The 17,260-nt window shown below is 42.3% G+C and carries 10 protein-coding genes; 4 read left to right on the forward strand and 6 right to left on the reverse strand.

The window, feature by feature from the left end; genetic code table 11:
• Nucleotides 1-30 precede the first annotated feature (30 nt).
• Entirely contained in the window at nt 31-6,291 is a 6,261-nt protein-coding gene (locus Q4574_RS16090) for a DUF6701 domain-containing protein (RefSeq protein WP_303475324.1), read from the reverse strand.
• Nucleotides 6,292-6,374: 83 nt separating this feature from the next.
• Here Q4574_RS16090 and Q4574_RS16095 point away from each other — a divergent pair, with 83 nt between their 5' ends.
• Nucleotides 6,375-6,731, forward strand: coding sequence for a hypothetical protein (locus tag Q4574_RS16095; RefSeq protein ID WP_303475326.1), 357 nt, complete (start codon nt 6,375-6,377; stop codon nt 6,729-6,731).
• A gap of 36 nt (nt 6,732-6,767) precedes the next feature.
• On the opposite strand, the gene Q4574_RS16100 is transcribed toward Q4574_RS16095, so the two are convergent.
• The 5 genes from Q4574_RS16100 to Q4574_RS16120 all read right to left on the reverse strand — a co-directional run bounded on the left by Q4574_RS16100 (nt 6,768) and on the right by Q4574_RS16120 (nt 12,266).
• Nucleotides 6,768-8,612, reverse strand: a complete 1,845-nt coding sequence (locus Q4574_RS16100; RefSeq protein ID WP_303475328.1) for an amidohydrolase family protein — start codon at nt 8,610-8,612, stop codon at nt 6,768-6,770.
• 22 nt (nt 8,613-8,634) lie between these two features.
• The gene (locus Q4574_RS16105) at nt 8,635-9,378 is read right to left on the reverse strand and encodes an ABC transporter permease (protein ID WP_303475329.1); all 744 of its coding nucleotides are present in this window, start codon (nt 9,376-9,378) and stop codon (nt 8,635-8,637) included.
• Nucleotides 9,375-10,271 (reverse strand): ABC transporter ATP-binding protein, encoded by an 897-nt coding sequence (locus Q4574_RS16110; RefSeq protein ID WP_303475331.1) that lies wholly within the window; start codon nt 10,269-10,271, stop codon nt 9,375-9,377. The genes Q4574_RS16105 and Q4574_RS16110 overlap by 4 nt, the downstream gene beginning before the upstream one ends.
• Nucleotides 10,272-10,382: 111 nt before the next feature.
• Nucleotides 10,383-11,558 carry a dipeptidase gene (locus Q4574_RS16115; protein WP_303475332.1) on the reverse strand — a complete coding sequence of 392 codons (1,176 nt, stop codon included), beginning with the start codon at nt 11,556-11,558 and terminating at the stop codon, nt 10,383-10,385.
• A 42-nt stretch (nt 11,559-11,600) separates the two neighbouring features.
• Nucleotides 11,601-12,266, reverse strand: a complete 666-nt coding sequence (locus tag Q4574_RS16120; RefSeq protein WP_303475333.1) for a glutathione S-transferase family protein — start codon at nt 12,264-12,266, stop codon at nt 11,601-11,603.
• 308 nt (nt 12,267-12,574) lie between these two features.
• Between Q4574_RS16120 and Q4574_RS16125 the strand changes: the two genes are divergently transcribed.
• From Q4574_RS16125 to Q4574_RS16135, 3 genes are all read left to right on the forward strand, one after another.
• Nucleotides 12,575-14,881, forward strand: a complete 2,307-nt coding sequence (locus Q4574_RS16125; RefSeq protein ID WP_303475524.1) for a TonB-dependent receptor — start codon at nt 12,575-12,577, stop codon at nt 14,879-14,881.
• 72 nt (nt 14,882-14,953) lie between these two features.
• A complete protein-coding gene (locus Q4574_RS16130; protein WP_303475335.1) occupies nt 14,954-16,105 on the forward strand; it encodes an alkaline phosphatase family protein in 1,152 nt (383 codons plus the stop codon).
• The gene (locus tag Q4574_RS16135) at nt 16,102-17,166 is read left to right on the forward strand and encodes an alkaline phosphatase D family protein (protein ID WP_303475336.1); all 1,065 of its coding nucleotides are present in this window, start codon (nt 16,102-16,104) and stop codon (nt 17,164-17,166) included. The genes Q4574_RS16130 and Q4574_RS16135 overlap by 4 nt, the downstream gene beginning before the upstream one ends.
• Nucleotides 17,167-17,260: the final 94 nt, after the last annotated feature.

A 17,260-nucleotide genomic window follows, 5' to 3' on the forward strand; every position in this document is an offset into this window, starting at 1 on the left:
TACCCATAACCACTGTCTATCAGAGTACTTTTAATTGGCGGTTTCACGCCAGTGAATCATGCGATCATTGCCATGAAATATGCCAAAAGTGGCTACCGAAGTTGGATTTTCCGTGTAAGGCCCATCAAAATTAGAGTCGAAGTCGCTCCAGTCGAACTGCAGCCAGGTTGGTGCTTCGTATTCTATTTGTATCTCGCCTTTGTTATTGATCCCTGGTGCCGAAAGGGTGAACTCCCCTCGTCCAGATTGGAACACACCGTCTCCTGATGCGCTACTGGTCGCAGGTGCTAAGTTTATATCCGTTATGTTGACATCGTTTGCAGCATCATAACGAGTAAAATAATCATCACTACTGATTACAAACCGACTTCCATCCCAATACTCAATTTTCATCGGAATGTTTAAAGACGATGTTTCTGGGCCATAGTTATTCTCAAGAACCCAACGACCAAAACGAATTTCTTGGCCGTATGGAAGTAATTCGTGAACGCCATTACTCGCATCGCCGTCCGAGTCTTTGGCTACAATCCCATCATTATCAACTATGGATGCGACTTTTAAACTTAACGCACTGGTAAAGGGTTCGATTAGTGAATTTTGGTTGCGCAGATACACAAAATTATCCGTTGAGTTAAACCGGTAAGTCAGCACGCCACTGGTTTCCGTTATCGTTGCAGAATTCAAGACGGCGCTAACAGCAACATGATTACTGGCGTCGGCACCAATTTGGTTTGAGTCTTCTGTAGGCGTAGTCCTAACAACATTTGATTCATCTAATTTTATGAAATCACCAGTGTAGTTCAATGTTGTATTGCCATCTAAAGATTTGGCGGTAATAGTGAATTCAGGCTCAGTGCCGTAACTTATTTGGCCTGAGGACGGACTTAAAATGTTCATCTGCCCAGCATAAACAAAAGGATCGCCACCCGATAGAAAACCATCTAATACCGTTTCCAAATCAAAATATGCAGGCGTAAATCGGCCAATACTTGCACTGGTTGCGGCGGCTATGGTTTTCCCAAAATAGCCATTAACCGGTGGTGTGGCTGTTATGCTAAAAACGCCTACTTCAGAGATAGTTTGATTTGCTTCTACATGCTCACCATTGTCACCTGTCGCAATGTTTACACTAGCGACACCCAAAGATACTGAGGCGCCGGTCAGAGGGGCAATGGTATCGACTGAAAGAGGGATATTATCCATTTCAAAGTTGGGAGTAATGGTTCCATCAGAACAGGCTGCCGCCACCGATAGGTTAAACGCTTCTCCAGCTTGTTTAAACACACTGCAGTTGGCATCGTTAGTTGTGCATTGGGCATTTGTATCTGGGCTGGCAACTATGAGTTTGGCAGGACTGACTATGGTGGTGACAGTCGAAGAGGCTAATCCATTTCCGCTTGCATCATTCACTTCTATACTAATTTTACCCGCGTCTTGATATTCAAAACTGAGCACTGCAGTGCCGGTTTCATCAAAGTTAATGATTCTATTTTGCGCCACGGAAGCGGCGGCCATATCAGTAGAGTCAAGGGTTGGCACTTTGCTACCCGTGGTTGGGTTGGCATAATTAAAAATCAAATCTAACGCCAAATCACCATTTTCCGCGGCAGTACAAACGGTACTAGTGTCGTCCAGTTTGACGGCTTGAATGGTCAAGTTAGTTGTACTGCAAGCCGTATGGTCTTCTAAGGTCAGCAGATAGCCTCCGCTAGCGAAATCAATGTCACAATCTGGAATACATTCAGGCTCATAAAGCGCGGGGATCTCGGTGGTGGCAGATAATGTGACGGTTTCAGCCGTTGTATGACTCAGCTCAACCGTTAGGCTTTCACCACTTGGAATGGTGACTGGGTTATTACTCCAAGTCGATGGATCACCAGTGGCTGCAAGGGTAACCAACACGTCATTTTGTACTAAATCAGTACAATCTAGGTTAGCGCAGGCTTTAAGGGTTAAAGACTCAGCACTGCAAGTTAAGCCACTTCCATCATGCTCTATTTCAATATGATGCAAAGGAACTGTGCATGAGTGAGTTGCCGCCATTAAGCTTGATATTTCAGTGGCACTCATTGCGATAGGTCTTACAGCGACTTCGTCGATAGCACCGTGAAAAACGCTTTTTTGGTTTTCCGATGAATATAAATTACCAATATAAAAATCGCCTGAGGTGTTGGGTATTAAGCTACTAGACTCTGAAAACGTGCCATCAAGATTTCCATTCACATAGAGTTTGACCCGTTCGGATTCGTCTTGTGTGCCATCAAATACTATTGCTATGTGGTACCAGGTATCCGCCGCGAAGCTGGTATTTGATTGAAACCTGTCATCTGAACCATCAATATCAACCTGAAGTCTATTGCCCCCTGAGTTGGTAAAAAATGCGCCATAAGCAACTTCATCTATGCCATCGGGGCCTTTTGAAAAGATCCCTCTGGAATCTGTGCCATTAGTTTGATTAAAGCTACTGGCTTTTATCCAAGCAGAGAGGGTCATGGTTGACAGTTCATCTAAATTGTCACCACCGCTACTAACAATATAATCATCAATACCATCGAACTCACCATATCCACAGGTACCAGGATCGCCTTCTAGGGCGGGGTTCAGTGCTGAAGTTGCAGGATCTTCACCAACACCATAACCAACGGAAACTGCGTCATAACCGCTGTTAGTGCTATCTCTAACCTCATTAGCCGTGCCGTTCCAACTGGGCTCATCCATGCGCCACTGGGCGTTTTTGCAAACTCCTTCATTTAACCTGAAGTCGGTGGCTCTGATATAAGATGAGCTACCATAGTTATTAAGACTGTGGAAACGTAGAATATTCGTGGTTATTGGATCGAAATCGAAGCTTTGTAAAACGCTAGTATTTTCCGCCGTAAATATATAGCTGGGGGTAATAGCGTTGCCCAATAATTTGAAATCAGCGATACCGCTATAGCTGGAATCCCCATGATTTTTAATGGTAACTAAACGTACACCAATTACATCTGTCACTTCATCTTCTTCATCCAATACTATGGTTTGCGTCGCTGCCGTCATAGGTACGCTAAAGGTATTTGAGGGGGTGACCGACTCTCCAATCACCTCAAATTCACGTAGACCGATGTAGGATGAACTTCCATGATTGTTTATGGTGATCAATTTAACTGCGGTCACATCCTCCGGGACGTCTAGTTCTTCCAATTCAAAGGTTTCACCGTCAGCATGTTTAGCAGCGCTAAAGGTTTTTGTTCGGGTAACTGAGTTACCCATGAGTTCAAACTCTCTGGCTCCGACATAAGTTGCATCCCCGTGGTTATTGATGGTTACGAGTTTTACGTCGGTGACATCAATCGGTAAATTAGCGGGATCAAGGGTGAACGTCTGAACACTATTGTTCATGGCAGCAGTGAAGGTTTTACTTGGAGCGACAGATAAGCCACGGATTTCAAATTCACGGGCACCAATATAGGTAGGATCGCCATGATTACTTATGGTGATGATTTTTACATGGGTGACGTCTACGGGAACGTCTTCGCTATCAAATGTAAAAGTCTCACCATCGCCATGCATTGCAGCTTTGAAGGTTTTATTCTCAGTTACCGAAGGGCCTAACAATTGCAACTCTTGAGCACCAATATAAGTGCCATCACCATGGTTCGATATTGTGCGCAGACGCACATCAGTGACATTGTCGAATTGATAGGCAGCATCGATACTGAAACTCTCTCCATCACCATTCATAGCCGCTGTGTACGTATATGTAGGCCCCACGGAATCACCTGAGAAAGTCAACTCTTTGGCTCCGATATAGGAGGAATGACCATGGTTAGTCAGTGTGCGTATGCGGGTAGCTGTTACATTGTTATAAGCACCTACAGACCATGTTTGTAGCTCTATACCCATATCGGCAGTAAAGGTGGTTCCACCATCAGGGGCGTTGACAGTTTGCCAGGGACCACTAGCGATTTGAATATCAAGCTCAAAGGTTTGTATTGATATGTTATTGCCGTAATTAACTAATGAAAAAGTATCGAAATTAATACTATCTCCATTAGTTCCGTCATTGTTGGTATCAAACGTAAGGACTAACGTATTATCTTGTTTAGAAGACAGCCATTGATTACTTTGATCACCATCGAACAAATTTTTAGCAGCATAAGACGTCGAATTATATTCACTATCTACGGTTGTTAAACTGCCACCGTTGTGGCTCAAAGAGAAGTTATAATTAGGCTCATTAGCAGATGAACCTGCAACTGGAATTTTTGTCCACACTGGATTTGACTGGGTTTTCACTTCAATTTGAAAGTGTTTAATTGAAATATCATTCACCCCGTAATTAACTAAGTTAAAGCTCTCAAGTTTGAACTTGTCTTGTGCACCAGCTAAATTACCGTCCTCATCAATATCAAACTGAAAATCTAAGGTATTATTTTCTTTGCTGCTTAACCATGGGGTGGTTAAATCGCCGTCGAGTAGGTTAGCCCCAGCATAGCTAGTTGAATTATATTGACTATCAATGTCGACCAAGGCGCCCCCTTGGTGAGACAAGGCAAAGTTATAGTTGGCTTCGCCGATTACAGCACCAGGTACACTTAGTTTTTGCCAGCTTGGATTTGCCGCTGTTTTAACCGCAATCTGAAACTGATAGATGGCTCGGTCATCAGCCCCATAGTTTTGTAAATAAAAACTCTCGAAAGTAAATTGATCTGCGACTGTGGCAACTGATCCATCTCCGTCAGCATCAAATTGAAATTCAAAGAAATTATTGGTTTTGTTGCTAAGCCAAAAAGAGTTGTCATCGCCGTCATGCATATTTGCCGCAGCCCATGATGTGCTGTTAAGTTCACCGTCGAAACTGGTTGATGTGCCGCCTTGATAGGATAAGGCAAAATTATAGTCAGCCTCTCCACTAGTGGAACCTGGAACAGCAATCTTCTGCCATTCAGTGTTTGATGCTGTTTTAACAGAAACTTGAAACTGATTTATAGAACGATCATCATCTCCATAGTTTCGTAGACGAAAACTTTCGAGGGTAAAATAGTCCGTAGGTGAGCCCATTACACCGTCTTCGTCAACATCGAATTGAAAAGAAAGAGTATTATTGCCCTGGGGGCTTAGCCATCGAGTATTCTGATCGCCATCGTGAATATGAGCCGCGCTCCAATAGTTGGAGTCTAATTCTCTATCGACTTCAACTAAGGTGCCGCCATGATGAGATAATGCAAAATTAAAATTGCTATCTCCAATTGCCGACCCTGGTACATACAACTTTTGCCAACTTGGATCAGCAAGGGTTTGCACCGCTACTTGAAATTGTTGAACAGAGCGGTCGTTATCCCCGAAGTTTTTAATATAAATTTTGTTAAAATTAAAAAGATCATCACTGTCGCCTTCGGCACCTGTTGTGCCGTCATTGTCTGGGTCAAAAGTGAGTTCAATGGTATTGTTACCATCGTTACTTAGCCACAGGGAATTGTCATCACCATCAAGTATATTTTCTGCCGCCCATGAGGTGGAATTGTACTCACTATCGACGTTACCCAAAATCCCCCCATCTTGAATACGTGAGTATATATAGTCTTCATCACCGGCGACAGAACCGGGAACTTCAAGCTTGTCCCAAGTTACACCATCAGTTGTATATTCAATTTGGAACTGTTTTATGGATCGATCATCGTTACCGTAGTTGGTAATTTGGATTTCACTAATAGGAATGGAGTTGCCAACATTACCGTTCCAGTCGGTATCGAAATTGAATTCAATAGTGTTATTCGATTTAGACGATAACCACCTCGACTTAAAGCTGCCATCATTGATATTGCTCGCTGCATAAGTCGTACTACTATATTCGCTGTCTACTGATACTATACGAGCACCTTGTGCCCAACTTAAATAATCTATTTTGTTCGTGGGGTTTTCTTCAGCTATAACCGGGCGCCACCCCTCTGTACCAGAATCTGTACTCAGGGTACTATCTGAACTGGTCAGTAGAATAAATTGCTTTAACGAAGTTGAATCTTTACCGTAATTGAACAATTCAAATTCATCTACACAAAGGGCTTCGTTGTTGTCATTTAGTTGAAAATTGATATCGTTATTGAGTTTGCCAGATAACCAATGAGTATTAGATTCTCCGTCTAGTAGATTGCTGGCGGCCCAGGTGGTGCTGTTATATTCTGTCTCCACTAAGGTAATTGTAGAGGGTTGCAGTACTTCTGCGGATAAACAGGTAGCTGGCAGAGCCGCAAGTAAAGCAGCAGCCTGTACCCTGGAGGAAGTGAAAATGGGCTTTTTGAAAATTTGCATTAAAACAAAGTCTTTATTAACGTTAGTAACGACACACAGATAGTAACCCAGCTATAATCCAATTGTAATATTAGGAACTAGACATGCGTATAAATATGCTCTTTATCTTGTCACTTGTCAGCATAACGGCATGTAATCCTGCCCCCACAGAGTTAAACAAGGAAAAAAGCCCAGAAGAGTTGCTCGAGGAGCAACAAAGACAGGATCAAGCATTGGAGCTAGAAGCTGAGCAAAAACTACTGAAAGACTCGCAGGTTGCAAATGATCTAGTACAGTCAGCTCTCGAAGAGAGTGCTGAGTTGGAAATGCAGCAATCGGAAGGAGAGTTAATGGCAATAGCGGCTGAAAAGCAGCGATTGGCGGAACAACAGCTAATTGAAACAGCGAATAAACAAACAAAGGAGCTAGATACATTGCTGCAACAAGATGAACAACAATAGAAGGCGCAACAAGCCTTCTATTGAATATTTCAACTTCTATTCTAAGCTCACATTATCTAACACAAATTCGTATTCTCCAAGGGTAGGGCCAGCTACAAATGCAAAGCCGGATACTTGAGTATGGTCCAAACCTTTAAAGCCTGATAACGGCAAGCGAATGTGCTGCCATTGGGAACTCACATCAAAGTTCTGAGAAGGCGGAATATTGGCAGAGGTGGCCGAAAACGACATAACTCGATAGTTTCCCTTAGAGCCTTTTACATCAAATGTAATATGGGTGTATGCGGCTATATCTGCAGCACTAATGGGAGGTGAAAAATCACCAATTGCTGCTCCCGCCCAGGGATATGGAAAACCAGCTTCGACAGTCGAGACAACTCGCAAGGCGGCGCTACCATCAACCCCTATATTGCCTACTCGTGTGATTGTTGCTGTGGAGTTGCCATTGGCATAACCATCATGAGTTTGAGTCCAGTTAAACCCTTCGTTTGGTTGCAAACTGTCTTGAGTTTCGAAATCTCCTAACATTGGATTTTCAATGGCAACCCCTTGCTGGCTTTGAGGCAAATCTTGTTGTACTTGATAGCCATTTTTCAATACATGTTTCAGATTGAAAATAGTATCGATATCGAGACTAGGATCCCCTTCAATGACTACCATATCAGCCCGTTTACCTACTGCAATTACACCGCGATCTTCGAGGCTAAACTGTGTGGCGGTAGTGCCTGTAGCTGCCGCCAACGCTTCCGCATTAGTTAATCCGGATTCAGTCAGTAAGATGATCTCATGGTATGCACTTACTCCGTATGCGGTACCCGGATTAGGCGCATCTGAACCTGCTAGTATTGTTACACCAGCTTGATGGAATAAACTGACATTTTGTTTGGCAATGGCGAAATCGAAGCCACTGGCGGCATGACTAAAACTAACTTGTAAGGTCTCCTTTTGCGCAGCCGAAAGTGCGCCAGATATGCGTTCATCGGCTAATAATTCGCTATTGCGATTTTGCTGATTCACCGATGCAATGACCCCTAACGTTGGAATAATAAAAACACCTTTTTCAGCGGCCATTGCCAACAGGTCGCTAGTGACCACTTGGTCAGCAAAAATATGCACTAACCCGTCAATATCACCCTCAATTAGATCTTTAGCTGCGCTAAAACTGGAAATATGCGCCAATACTTTTAGCCCTTGTAAATGACCTTGTTTTATCACTTCCAGGGCGGTTGCTTTGTCTAAACTAGGCATGTATTGCTGATTAGGCATATACACGAGTTTGATATAGTCAGCGCCCGCTTGTTTACGCCTTGTCACCCAAGCCGCAACCCCGTCTATATTCTGAATTGTATCAATGGCGAAGCCATATTGTGTACCATGGCCTCCATCAACCGTAGCCAGAGTACCAGAGCTAAATAAATCGGTTTTATCGGTCTGTTGTAAATTCTGTCGTTGCTGAACACTTTCTAATAAGCCCATTTCATTGGTAAACATATCTAAATGGGTGGTGACACCAAAACGCAACGCATCTTGGAGAGCATTACCATAAGAATGGGTATGGGCATCGATTATGCCGGGTAATACGGTCAGGTTTTGTCCTTCTATCACACGAATATCGCCAAGATGCTGGATATCAATTGATTTTGATATGTCTGCAATCAGCCCCTCTTTAACTAAGACATTGGTGTTTTCGATGAACTCTGTGCCATCAAATAATCTAATATTTTTGAATAACAGCGTATTGGTCAAAGCCGATGTATTATCTGCTTGTTGATTTTCACTGTCAGCATTGGCGCTGTCTCTATTAGTGGGTAATATAAAAACCAGCGTAATCAACATTATGATAACTACTGCACTAACAATACTAAATATATATTTAATCATGGTACTGCTTCCCTTTAATACATTAACGACTACGTTGCTTTGACCAGGCTAGGGTGGTCAATAACAACAAAATAATACTCATAAGACCGACAATCATTAGATGATAAGCTATGTCTCTTTCTCCACTGGCCCCTAAAATAAACAGGGCAATTTCACTTAGATGGAAAGTCGGTAAAAAATGCGCAAATGTTTGCATGCTTTGTGGAAATAACATCATTGGTATCCACAGGCCGCCGAGGGCAGCTAAAGCCAAAAAGATGACATTGGAAATGGCGATTGCAGCGTTTCCTGAGCAACTAAAGCCAATAATTAGGCCAATCAATATAAATGGAAAGGTCGCTAGTACATGTGAAACTAACATCATCGCCCAAGTGCTTTGGGGTAACTCAACACCTGCCCCAAAACCTGCAACTAAGTATATGATAATTAGTGATATACTTGAGAAGAGAAGGGTGCTGAAAACTTTAGCTCCAATATAGCTAAACCCTTGACTAGGCGCTGCTAATTTCAAATCTAACCAGCCTTTATCACGCTCGTTAGCAACGCTTATTCCAAAGCCAAATATCGCAGGTCCCATTACCGCAAACACACCGTAGGTGGCGAGTAAGTGAGCTGAGTTGTTACTGCTTCCCGGCAGCAAGATGGCAAATAGCGAGTAAAATGCCACCGGCATGCCCAATGTGGGAAATATAAATTCAGGTGCTCGGAAAGCTTTTAATAGTTCAGCGCCAGTTTCTAACACGAATGATTGCCAAATTCTGTTCATGACTGCTCTCCTTGACTTAAGGTGCTAAAAACATCTTCTAATTTAGGTTGAGCCACAGTGAGATCCGACAGTAGCGGATCGAGCTGCAACATTTCACTAAGTGACTGATTGACATTGTCGCTGCGTATTTCCGTATACCTTCCAGTATTCATTACTGAACTTACGCCTGCTATGTTTTGCAATACATCTTTTGAAATTTGGGTTTCGCAGCGGATAACTGAGCCCGTGGTTTGCTTCTTAATATCATTAGGTGAAGCATCAGCGACAATTACACCTGAGTTCATAATCATTATCCGATCGGCCAAATTCTCAGCTTCCTCTAGATAATGAGTGGTTAGGACTATGGTTTTACCTTGGTTGGCAAATTGTCGGATAATAGCCCAGAGATTCCGTCTGGCTTCAATATCCAAACCTGTTGTGGGCTCGTCTAAAAAGATAAGTTGTGGATTGCCGACTATGGCTAAAGCAAATTGAGCTCGCCTTTTTTGGCCTCCGGATAGATTTTTATAGCGTTTATCTGCGAAAGCTTGAAGTTCGCACATCTCAATGGTTTGATTGACGGAAAATGGCTTGGGATAGTAACTGGCAAATAAGGTGATTTGTTCACGTACAGTCAGTAAATCGGGTAAATCAGAGTCCTGAAGTATCACCCCAATTTGGCGTTTTGCCTGCAGGCTACCTGGCTGGTATCCCATTATCTGTAAACTACCGGAAGACATTTTTTCTAACCCCAGAGCACATTTTATCAGTGAGGTTTTACCTGCCCCGTTTTGCCCAAGAATGGCAAATACGCCTGCACCTTGAAGGTTGATGTTGACGCCTTTTATGGCTGCCACTTTACCGTATGACTTTGTTAAATCTTTCGCTATGAGTATGGGAGGGGAGTGATCCATTTTTACTTCCTACAAAAACAAAATAGTCAGCAAACTTTATCGAGTTTGCTGACCTAAACAAGTGACAAAAGTCACGTTTTTGTTTTGAAGTGATAAAAAAGAACTTAAAATTTAGTTTGCAGGTAACTGCTTTTGTAAGAATTTCAGCATATTACCGCCCATTACTTTAGCAATGCTTTGTTTGGAAACATTTTTTTGTAGCAGAGCGCGGGTGATAACACTTAATTCACTGCTATCAAAGCTGGTGGTCACGCCACCATCAAAGTCAGAGCCTAGGGAAATATGATCTTCTCCCACCAATTTTAAGCCATAAATAATCGAGTCGGCCACATCATTCGGCGTAATTTTACATATAGCCCCATCCCAATATCCCACTGCTATTAGGCCACCTTTATCTGCAATTTGTTGCATCAAGCTGTCATCTATATTGCGCTTCGACTGGCAATGCCCGTTAAACCCTGTGTGACTGATGACCAAAGGAGCTTGACTGATCGCCAAGACATCTTTAACCGTTTGCTCTGATGAATGTGAAACATCGACAATAATATCCAGTGCTTGCATCTTTTCCACCGCTTGACGGCCAAATTCGGACAGTCCGGTTTGACTGGTGCCATGCAGTGAACCGCCCAGTTTATTATCAAAAAAGTGCTGTAAGCTCATCATTCTAAAGCCTTTATCGTACAACACCTGAATGTTTTCGAGCTTGCCATCTAACGCGTGAGAACCTTCAGTGCCGAGTAAGCCGGCTACTAATTTGGGGGTACTTTCACGCTTCGTTAAAAAGTCTGCCAAAGAAGACTGTGAGGTAACAATCATCAAATCGTCAGGATGTTGCTGGGCTAGTTGGTTAAGTTTATCTGCCTGATGAATTGCTCTAGCTGTTAAACTCGTCCATGTCGCCATTGGCCAGCCCTGCACTAGGGATAATTTAGTAATGCTGTCAGGCGCATCCGTGGCATTTTCTTCGTAATTGAGCCCCTCGGGAGATTTGGTCACAGTGGTGAACATTTGCAGTGCAACATTGCCTTTTTGCAACCGTGGAATGTCAACATGACCTAATTCAGCTTGCTCAGCAATATCCCTGTCCCAAAGAAGCGTATCGGCGTGCCAATCACCCACAATCAGCGAATTGTGGAACGCTAAGGTAGTTTCATCGACATTATTGCTTTGTCCTCGTTGAACCTGATTCATTTGTCCTTCTATTACACTGGGGACAAAAGTTCGAACGCCTACGTAAGCTATTACTACAACGGCTGCTAGGGCAACAACAATCCGTGTTTTTTTCATAAGTACTCCAGGTTGGGTAACAAAGGTTAAAGTGAATATGGGCTACTTTTGAAACGCTTTTTGCAAATAAGCGTTAAATGCAGGCGTAGCCTCAGCACGTGCTTGAGCAATAACTTTAGCTTCGGGCATCTCATTTAATTTGGCAAGTAATTCTTTAGCACCAGGTGCTTCCGCTAACAAATCAATCGCAAATAACTTGGCCGCGACTTTAGCAGCAAGATCAGCAGAATATAGAAATACGATATCAGCTGCGCTAATTTGCTCACCGCCAATATACGGAGAAAAAGACGCTGCTCTTGAAATAGCCTGGATACCATTTAGCAATGCGCGTTTAACTTCTTTTTTAGTGATATCTTCACCTGGAACGCCCCAAAATGCTTCGGCATGACAGCGTCTGGCGGGCAACTCCATATAGAGTTCAATCATTTTAACCAGCTCTTTAACTCTGGCTTTTTGGAAAGGTTCTTTGGGATACAACGCAATGCCCGGGTAGTTTTCATCTAAATATTCCAGAATCACATTGGTTTCAACTAACACACCTTCATTGGTCTCCAGTGCTGGGACTTTACCTGTGGGAGAAATGGCCAAATACTCAGGTGTTTGATTAGGGTAGGTGATCACATCCTCGCAATCAATTTGTTTCAGAGCCGCCGCCATTTTTACCATATTGAAATAATTACTAACGGCAAATCCATATAACTTAAGCATAAAATTCTCCAAGCATTTAATCGACATTCCTAATGTGCTGCTTTGTGTATAAAGACGCAACATTTGAATACTTATAGTTGTGAATAAGAGCTGAAAATTACCTGATGAAATTTTATTAAGTTACTGTTTTTTATTGTTAAATTAGTGTTCCTTTCATTTTTTTGTAGTAAAACCTTATTCAAAATGTCATTGAAATTAAACCCTACTGTCATGAGTTCCTAGCACTCTAGCGCCCGAAAATTAAACACAAAAAGGGAATCATGGTGCGCAACAATAAACTATTACCATTTCAATATTCGAGCCTTGGAATGCTCGTGGCTGCAGCCTTATATGCCCAACATTCCTTTGCCCAAGAAAACGTCCAAGAAGAAGCTGAAATAGAAGAAATCAGTGTTATCGGAAAAAGTGTTTCTTATGCTAATAACCAAACTTCTGAGACGATGTTATTACAGCAAAGCTCGCTTACCAGTGTTTTATCTGTTATCGATAATTTACCTGGTGTGTTAATTAATGAAGGTGATACTTTTGGAACAGATGATTGGTCAACCACTGTTTCCATTCGTGGTTTTCAGTTAAGCCAAGATGAACAACAAATAGGTATTACGGTTGACGGCATTGCCAACGGTAATTCCAACTATGGTGGTGGTGCTAAAGCGAACCGCTATATCGATACTGAAAATCTTTCTACTGTTGAAGTATCTCAAGGTACATCTGATATTGCATCTCGCTCTAATGAAGCATTAGGCGGCACTTTAAATTTCGTCACTATTGATCCCGGTGCCGAAGAGCAAATGATTTTTAGCACTACTTTAGGTGATTTCGATGCGCAAAAAATGTTTGTGGGATATGAAACTGGCGAAATTGCTAAAGACACTTATGCATGGTTTAGTGTTTCAAGTTCCAGCAATACCGATTGGGTTAATCAATCTGCGGAAAATACCCGCGACCACATTGCCGCAAAAATCATCAGCAGTTATGGCGACACCGATTTAACCGCATATTTTTCTTGGGATGATGCCCATGAAGACAACTACCAAAGGGTAAGTTTGGATCAATTCGTACAAAATCCTGATTGGGATCGCTTAACGTCTGAATGGACAGGTATTCCTTATGTTGATCAACTGTATCGTAAAGGATGGTCAACACTACGGGAAAATCGCTTTGCTTATATTGAATTAGAACATGAGTTTGGTTCTGTGGTTGTCAATGCAAATGCCTACTACCACTACAATGAAGGTCGTGGTGATTGGATCCCACAATACGTTGTTGATGTGGAAGCTGATGGTACCAGTCAGCCACATTCTGAGTTGGTTTCTGGTAATACTGTAGAAGGTGGCAGTGCACTATCGCAAATCTTTTTTGTGGATGCCAGCGGTGTTGCTTTATCACCCACTGATGGATGTGTGAGTTCAATCACTTTCCCGTATGGTGGAGCTGGCGCTGAATATGATCCTGCATGTTACGCATCTGGTGCATTGCCTGTTAGTTCTTATCGCCATACTCATTATGAAAAAGAGCGTATTGGCTTTAATGCTGATTTTTCTTGGATTGCACAAATAAATGATATGCAAAATAACCTTCGTGGCGGAATTTGGTATGAAGATTATGATCGCAACGAGTCTCGGGACTGGCATAAAGTAATCGACTCAAGAACCGGTTACGAATACGACAATACGCCTTACTGGGTGCAATATGACCGTTCTTTCCCCGTTGAAACAACCATGATGTATTTGGAAAATATACTTGAGGGTGACATGTTCACCGCACGTTTTGGTGTAAAACAATTTTATGTTGATTTAGAACGTAGCGACAACTTTGGCGAGACCGAAAACGTAAGTATTTCATCAGACTCAGATGTATTGTTGAGCGGTGGCTTAGTGGTTCAAACCGGTCTTGACGGGTTAGAAGTGTTTGCGGGTTATGCAGAAAACTTTGCAGCGATTAAAGATACAGTGCTAGAACGTGATTCGTCTCAGTTAGGAGATATCTCTCCTGAAACCGCAGAAAATCTTGATTTAGGTGTTCGATATACTGGCGACATTGTGACCGCTAGTTTGACTTATTATTCGATTAAGTTCGAAAACAGACTAACTTTTATTGCACCTGATTCACCAGAAGGGATCGATTTCTTAATCGGTACCAATGGCGGTTATGTAAACGTGGGGGGCATCGATTCAAGCGGTATTGAGGCAAGTATCAATATTCAAGTGCATGATAACTTGAGTGTTTACGGTTCATTTACTAAAAATGATTCTGAATATACCGATGGTTCAATTGATTACCCTGTTGGCAATACGGTATTTGGTTCAGCTGAACACATGGCGGTTATTTCTGTAGATTGGAATAGAAATAATTACATCGCAGGATTATCTACAAAATGGGTCGATGAGCGTTTTATCGACGCGGCGAATACGCAAGTTGCTGATGCTTATTTAGTTTCTGATTTTTATGCTGGTGTAATAATAGATGATCTGGGCGAAAGTGTGGATTCTATTGAGCTTCGCCTTACCGTAAACAATATGTTCGATGAGAGCTATTTAGGTGGTATTTCTGGTCAATCGGCCTGGATTGGAGCTCCGCGCACCGCTGCGTTTAACGCTATGGTGAAATTCTAATTTAAAACTGCTTTATGTGTGACCCTGTGTCTTTGGGCTGCGTTTGCAGCCCTTTTTTTATGGAGAAATTACATGCAACGCCCCCTGTTGATGATTTTATGCTTATCTACTTTAATGGCAAGTTCGTTGGCCCGTAGTGCTGAAAACCTTATTCTAATATCTCTTGATGGGGTTCGCTGGCAAGATGTGTATCGAGGTTATGACCCCAAGCTGTACAGCCAACATATTAATCCTGCTATTAAACAGCGCCAACTTGACCAGTTTGGCGGCTCTTCTGCAAATGAAAAAAGAGCGAAGCTGATGCCGTTCCTTTGGTCAACAATTGCAAACAATGGACTACTGCTGGGCAATCGAGATATCGATTCTGCCATGACGGTTAGCAATTCCATGTGGTTTTCATACCCTGGATATAACGAGCTTTTAACCGGTAAAGCGGACTCAAGGATTCGAGATAATGCTGCTAATAACAACAAAAATGTGACGTTTTTGGAATGGCTGAATCAACAGGCAATGTATCAACAAAAGGTTGCTGTATTTGGTAGTTGGGATGTATTTCCGGCCATCATTAATCGGCAACGAAGTGGCTTGCCAATCAATGCCGGTTTTGAATCGGCGCAATGGCAAAACCTGTCAGAAAGAACCGAGTGGCTTAATCATTTGCAACAAAACATCCCGAGCCCTTGGCATAACGTACGCTTAGATGCTTTTACAGTGGGATTCGCTGAGGAATATGTTAGTCAATTTAAACCCAAAGTATTGTATTTGGCATTAGGTGAAACTGATGATTTTGCACACAATGGCAGTTATTGGCAATATGCCGATGCACTGCATCGTGCTGACAACTTAATTGCTGGTTTATGGCAAAAGCTACAAAGTATGCCCGAATACGCAGGAAAAACTAACCTCATCATTACCACTGATCACGGACGGGGAAAAACATTGAAAAGCTGGCCACACCATGGCAGCCCTGAAGCGGTAAAAGGTTATATTAATGCAGGCTCTGAGTTCAAAGATGGCATAGTGGGTTCAAACGAAATTTGGTTCGCGGCTATGGGGCCTGACGTAAAGCAAATGTTGGCAAAGGATCAACCATTAGGAGAGCAAAAAAATACACAAACATTTAGTTTGGACCAAGTTGCCGCTACTGCCCTTAGTTTGTTGAATATTAAGCCTGAACAATTTAATGATGACATTGGTAAAGCTATTGAGGTAAACCCGCAATGAAAATCTATATTTATACTGTTTGCTTCATTTTACTATTGAACTCTCATGGTTTTGTCTTCGCCCAGCAAGCAACGACTATACCAATGACCAAGATCTTATTTGGTTCTTGTGTGCATCAAGATAAACCACAACCTATTTGGGCATCAATTAATCAACAACAACCAGATCTGTTTATGCTGTTGGGCGACAATATTTACGGTGATACAGAAGATATGCAAGTGTTGGCGGAAAAATACCAAAAACAAGCTAATGTCTCAGGCTTTAAACAATTGCGTGAAACCACACCAGTGATAGGGATCTGGGATGACCATGATTTTGGCGTAAACGATGGTGGAGTTAAGTATCCTCAAAAGGAAGCCTCCAAACAACTTATGTTGGATTATTTTAAAGAGCCTGCTGACAGCCAAAGACGCAGGCGCAAAGACGGCGCTTATACAGCCTATATATACGGGCCGCCAGGACAGCAAGTACAAGTGATATTATTGGATTTGCGCTGGAATCGCAGTGCACTTCATGCAGTATCGAAAACTCAATATGAAAAAATTAAATCGCCTAATAATTTAGGTCCTTACGAGCCTGATCCTTCTGGTAAGGGCATGATCTTAGGTGAGGCTCAGTGGCAGTGGTTAGAAGAACAATTAAAACAGCCAGCTGATTTACGTATTTTGGTGTCTAGTATCCAGTTCATCTCTGAATTTACTGGCTGGGAAAGCTGGGCTAACTTTCCCCAAGAGCGTGAACGCATGCTAGCCTTATTTGATGAGTTGAATATTCATAACTTGTTTGCGATTAGCGGTGATACACATTGGGGGGAGTTATCAGCAGATAAAACCGCAAAAGGGCAATCCATATGGGAGCTGACTTCTTCAGGTTTAACGGAAAGCTGGCACCAAATCAGTCCTAATGAGCACCGACAAGGCGAAGCATTCATTGATGCAAACTTTGGACAAATTGATATTCAGTGGCCTAACGCAAATGATACAAAAAATGAAATTAAGGTCAGCTTGAGTCTCAAAGACACTCAAGGTGACTTATTATTACAACAACATCTAGTGTTTTAAAACAGGTTGGCTGGGCACCTTATTATGTGTTTTTGAGCATGCTGTTAATCCTGAGTTTCTTTTGCCATACTGCATTTACAAACCATTAAAGGTG

Source organism: Aliiglaciecola sp. 3_MG-2023, from assembly GCF_030548205.1.
Classification (GTDB): domain Bacteria; phylum Pseudomonadota; class Gammaproteobacteria; order Enterobacterales; family Alteromonadaceae; genus Aliiglaciecola.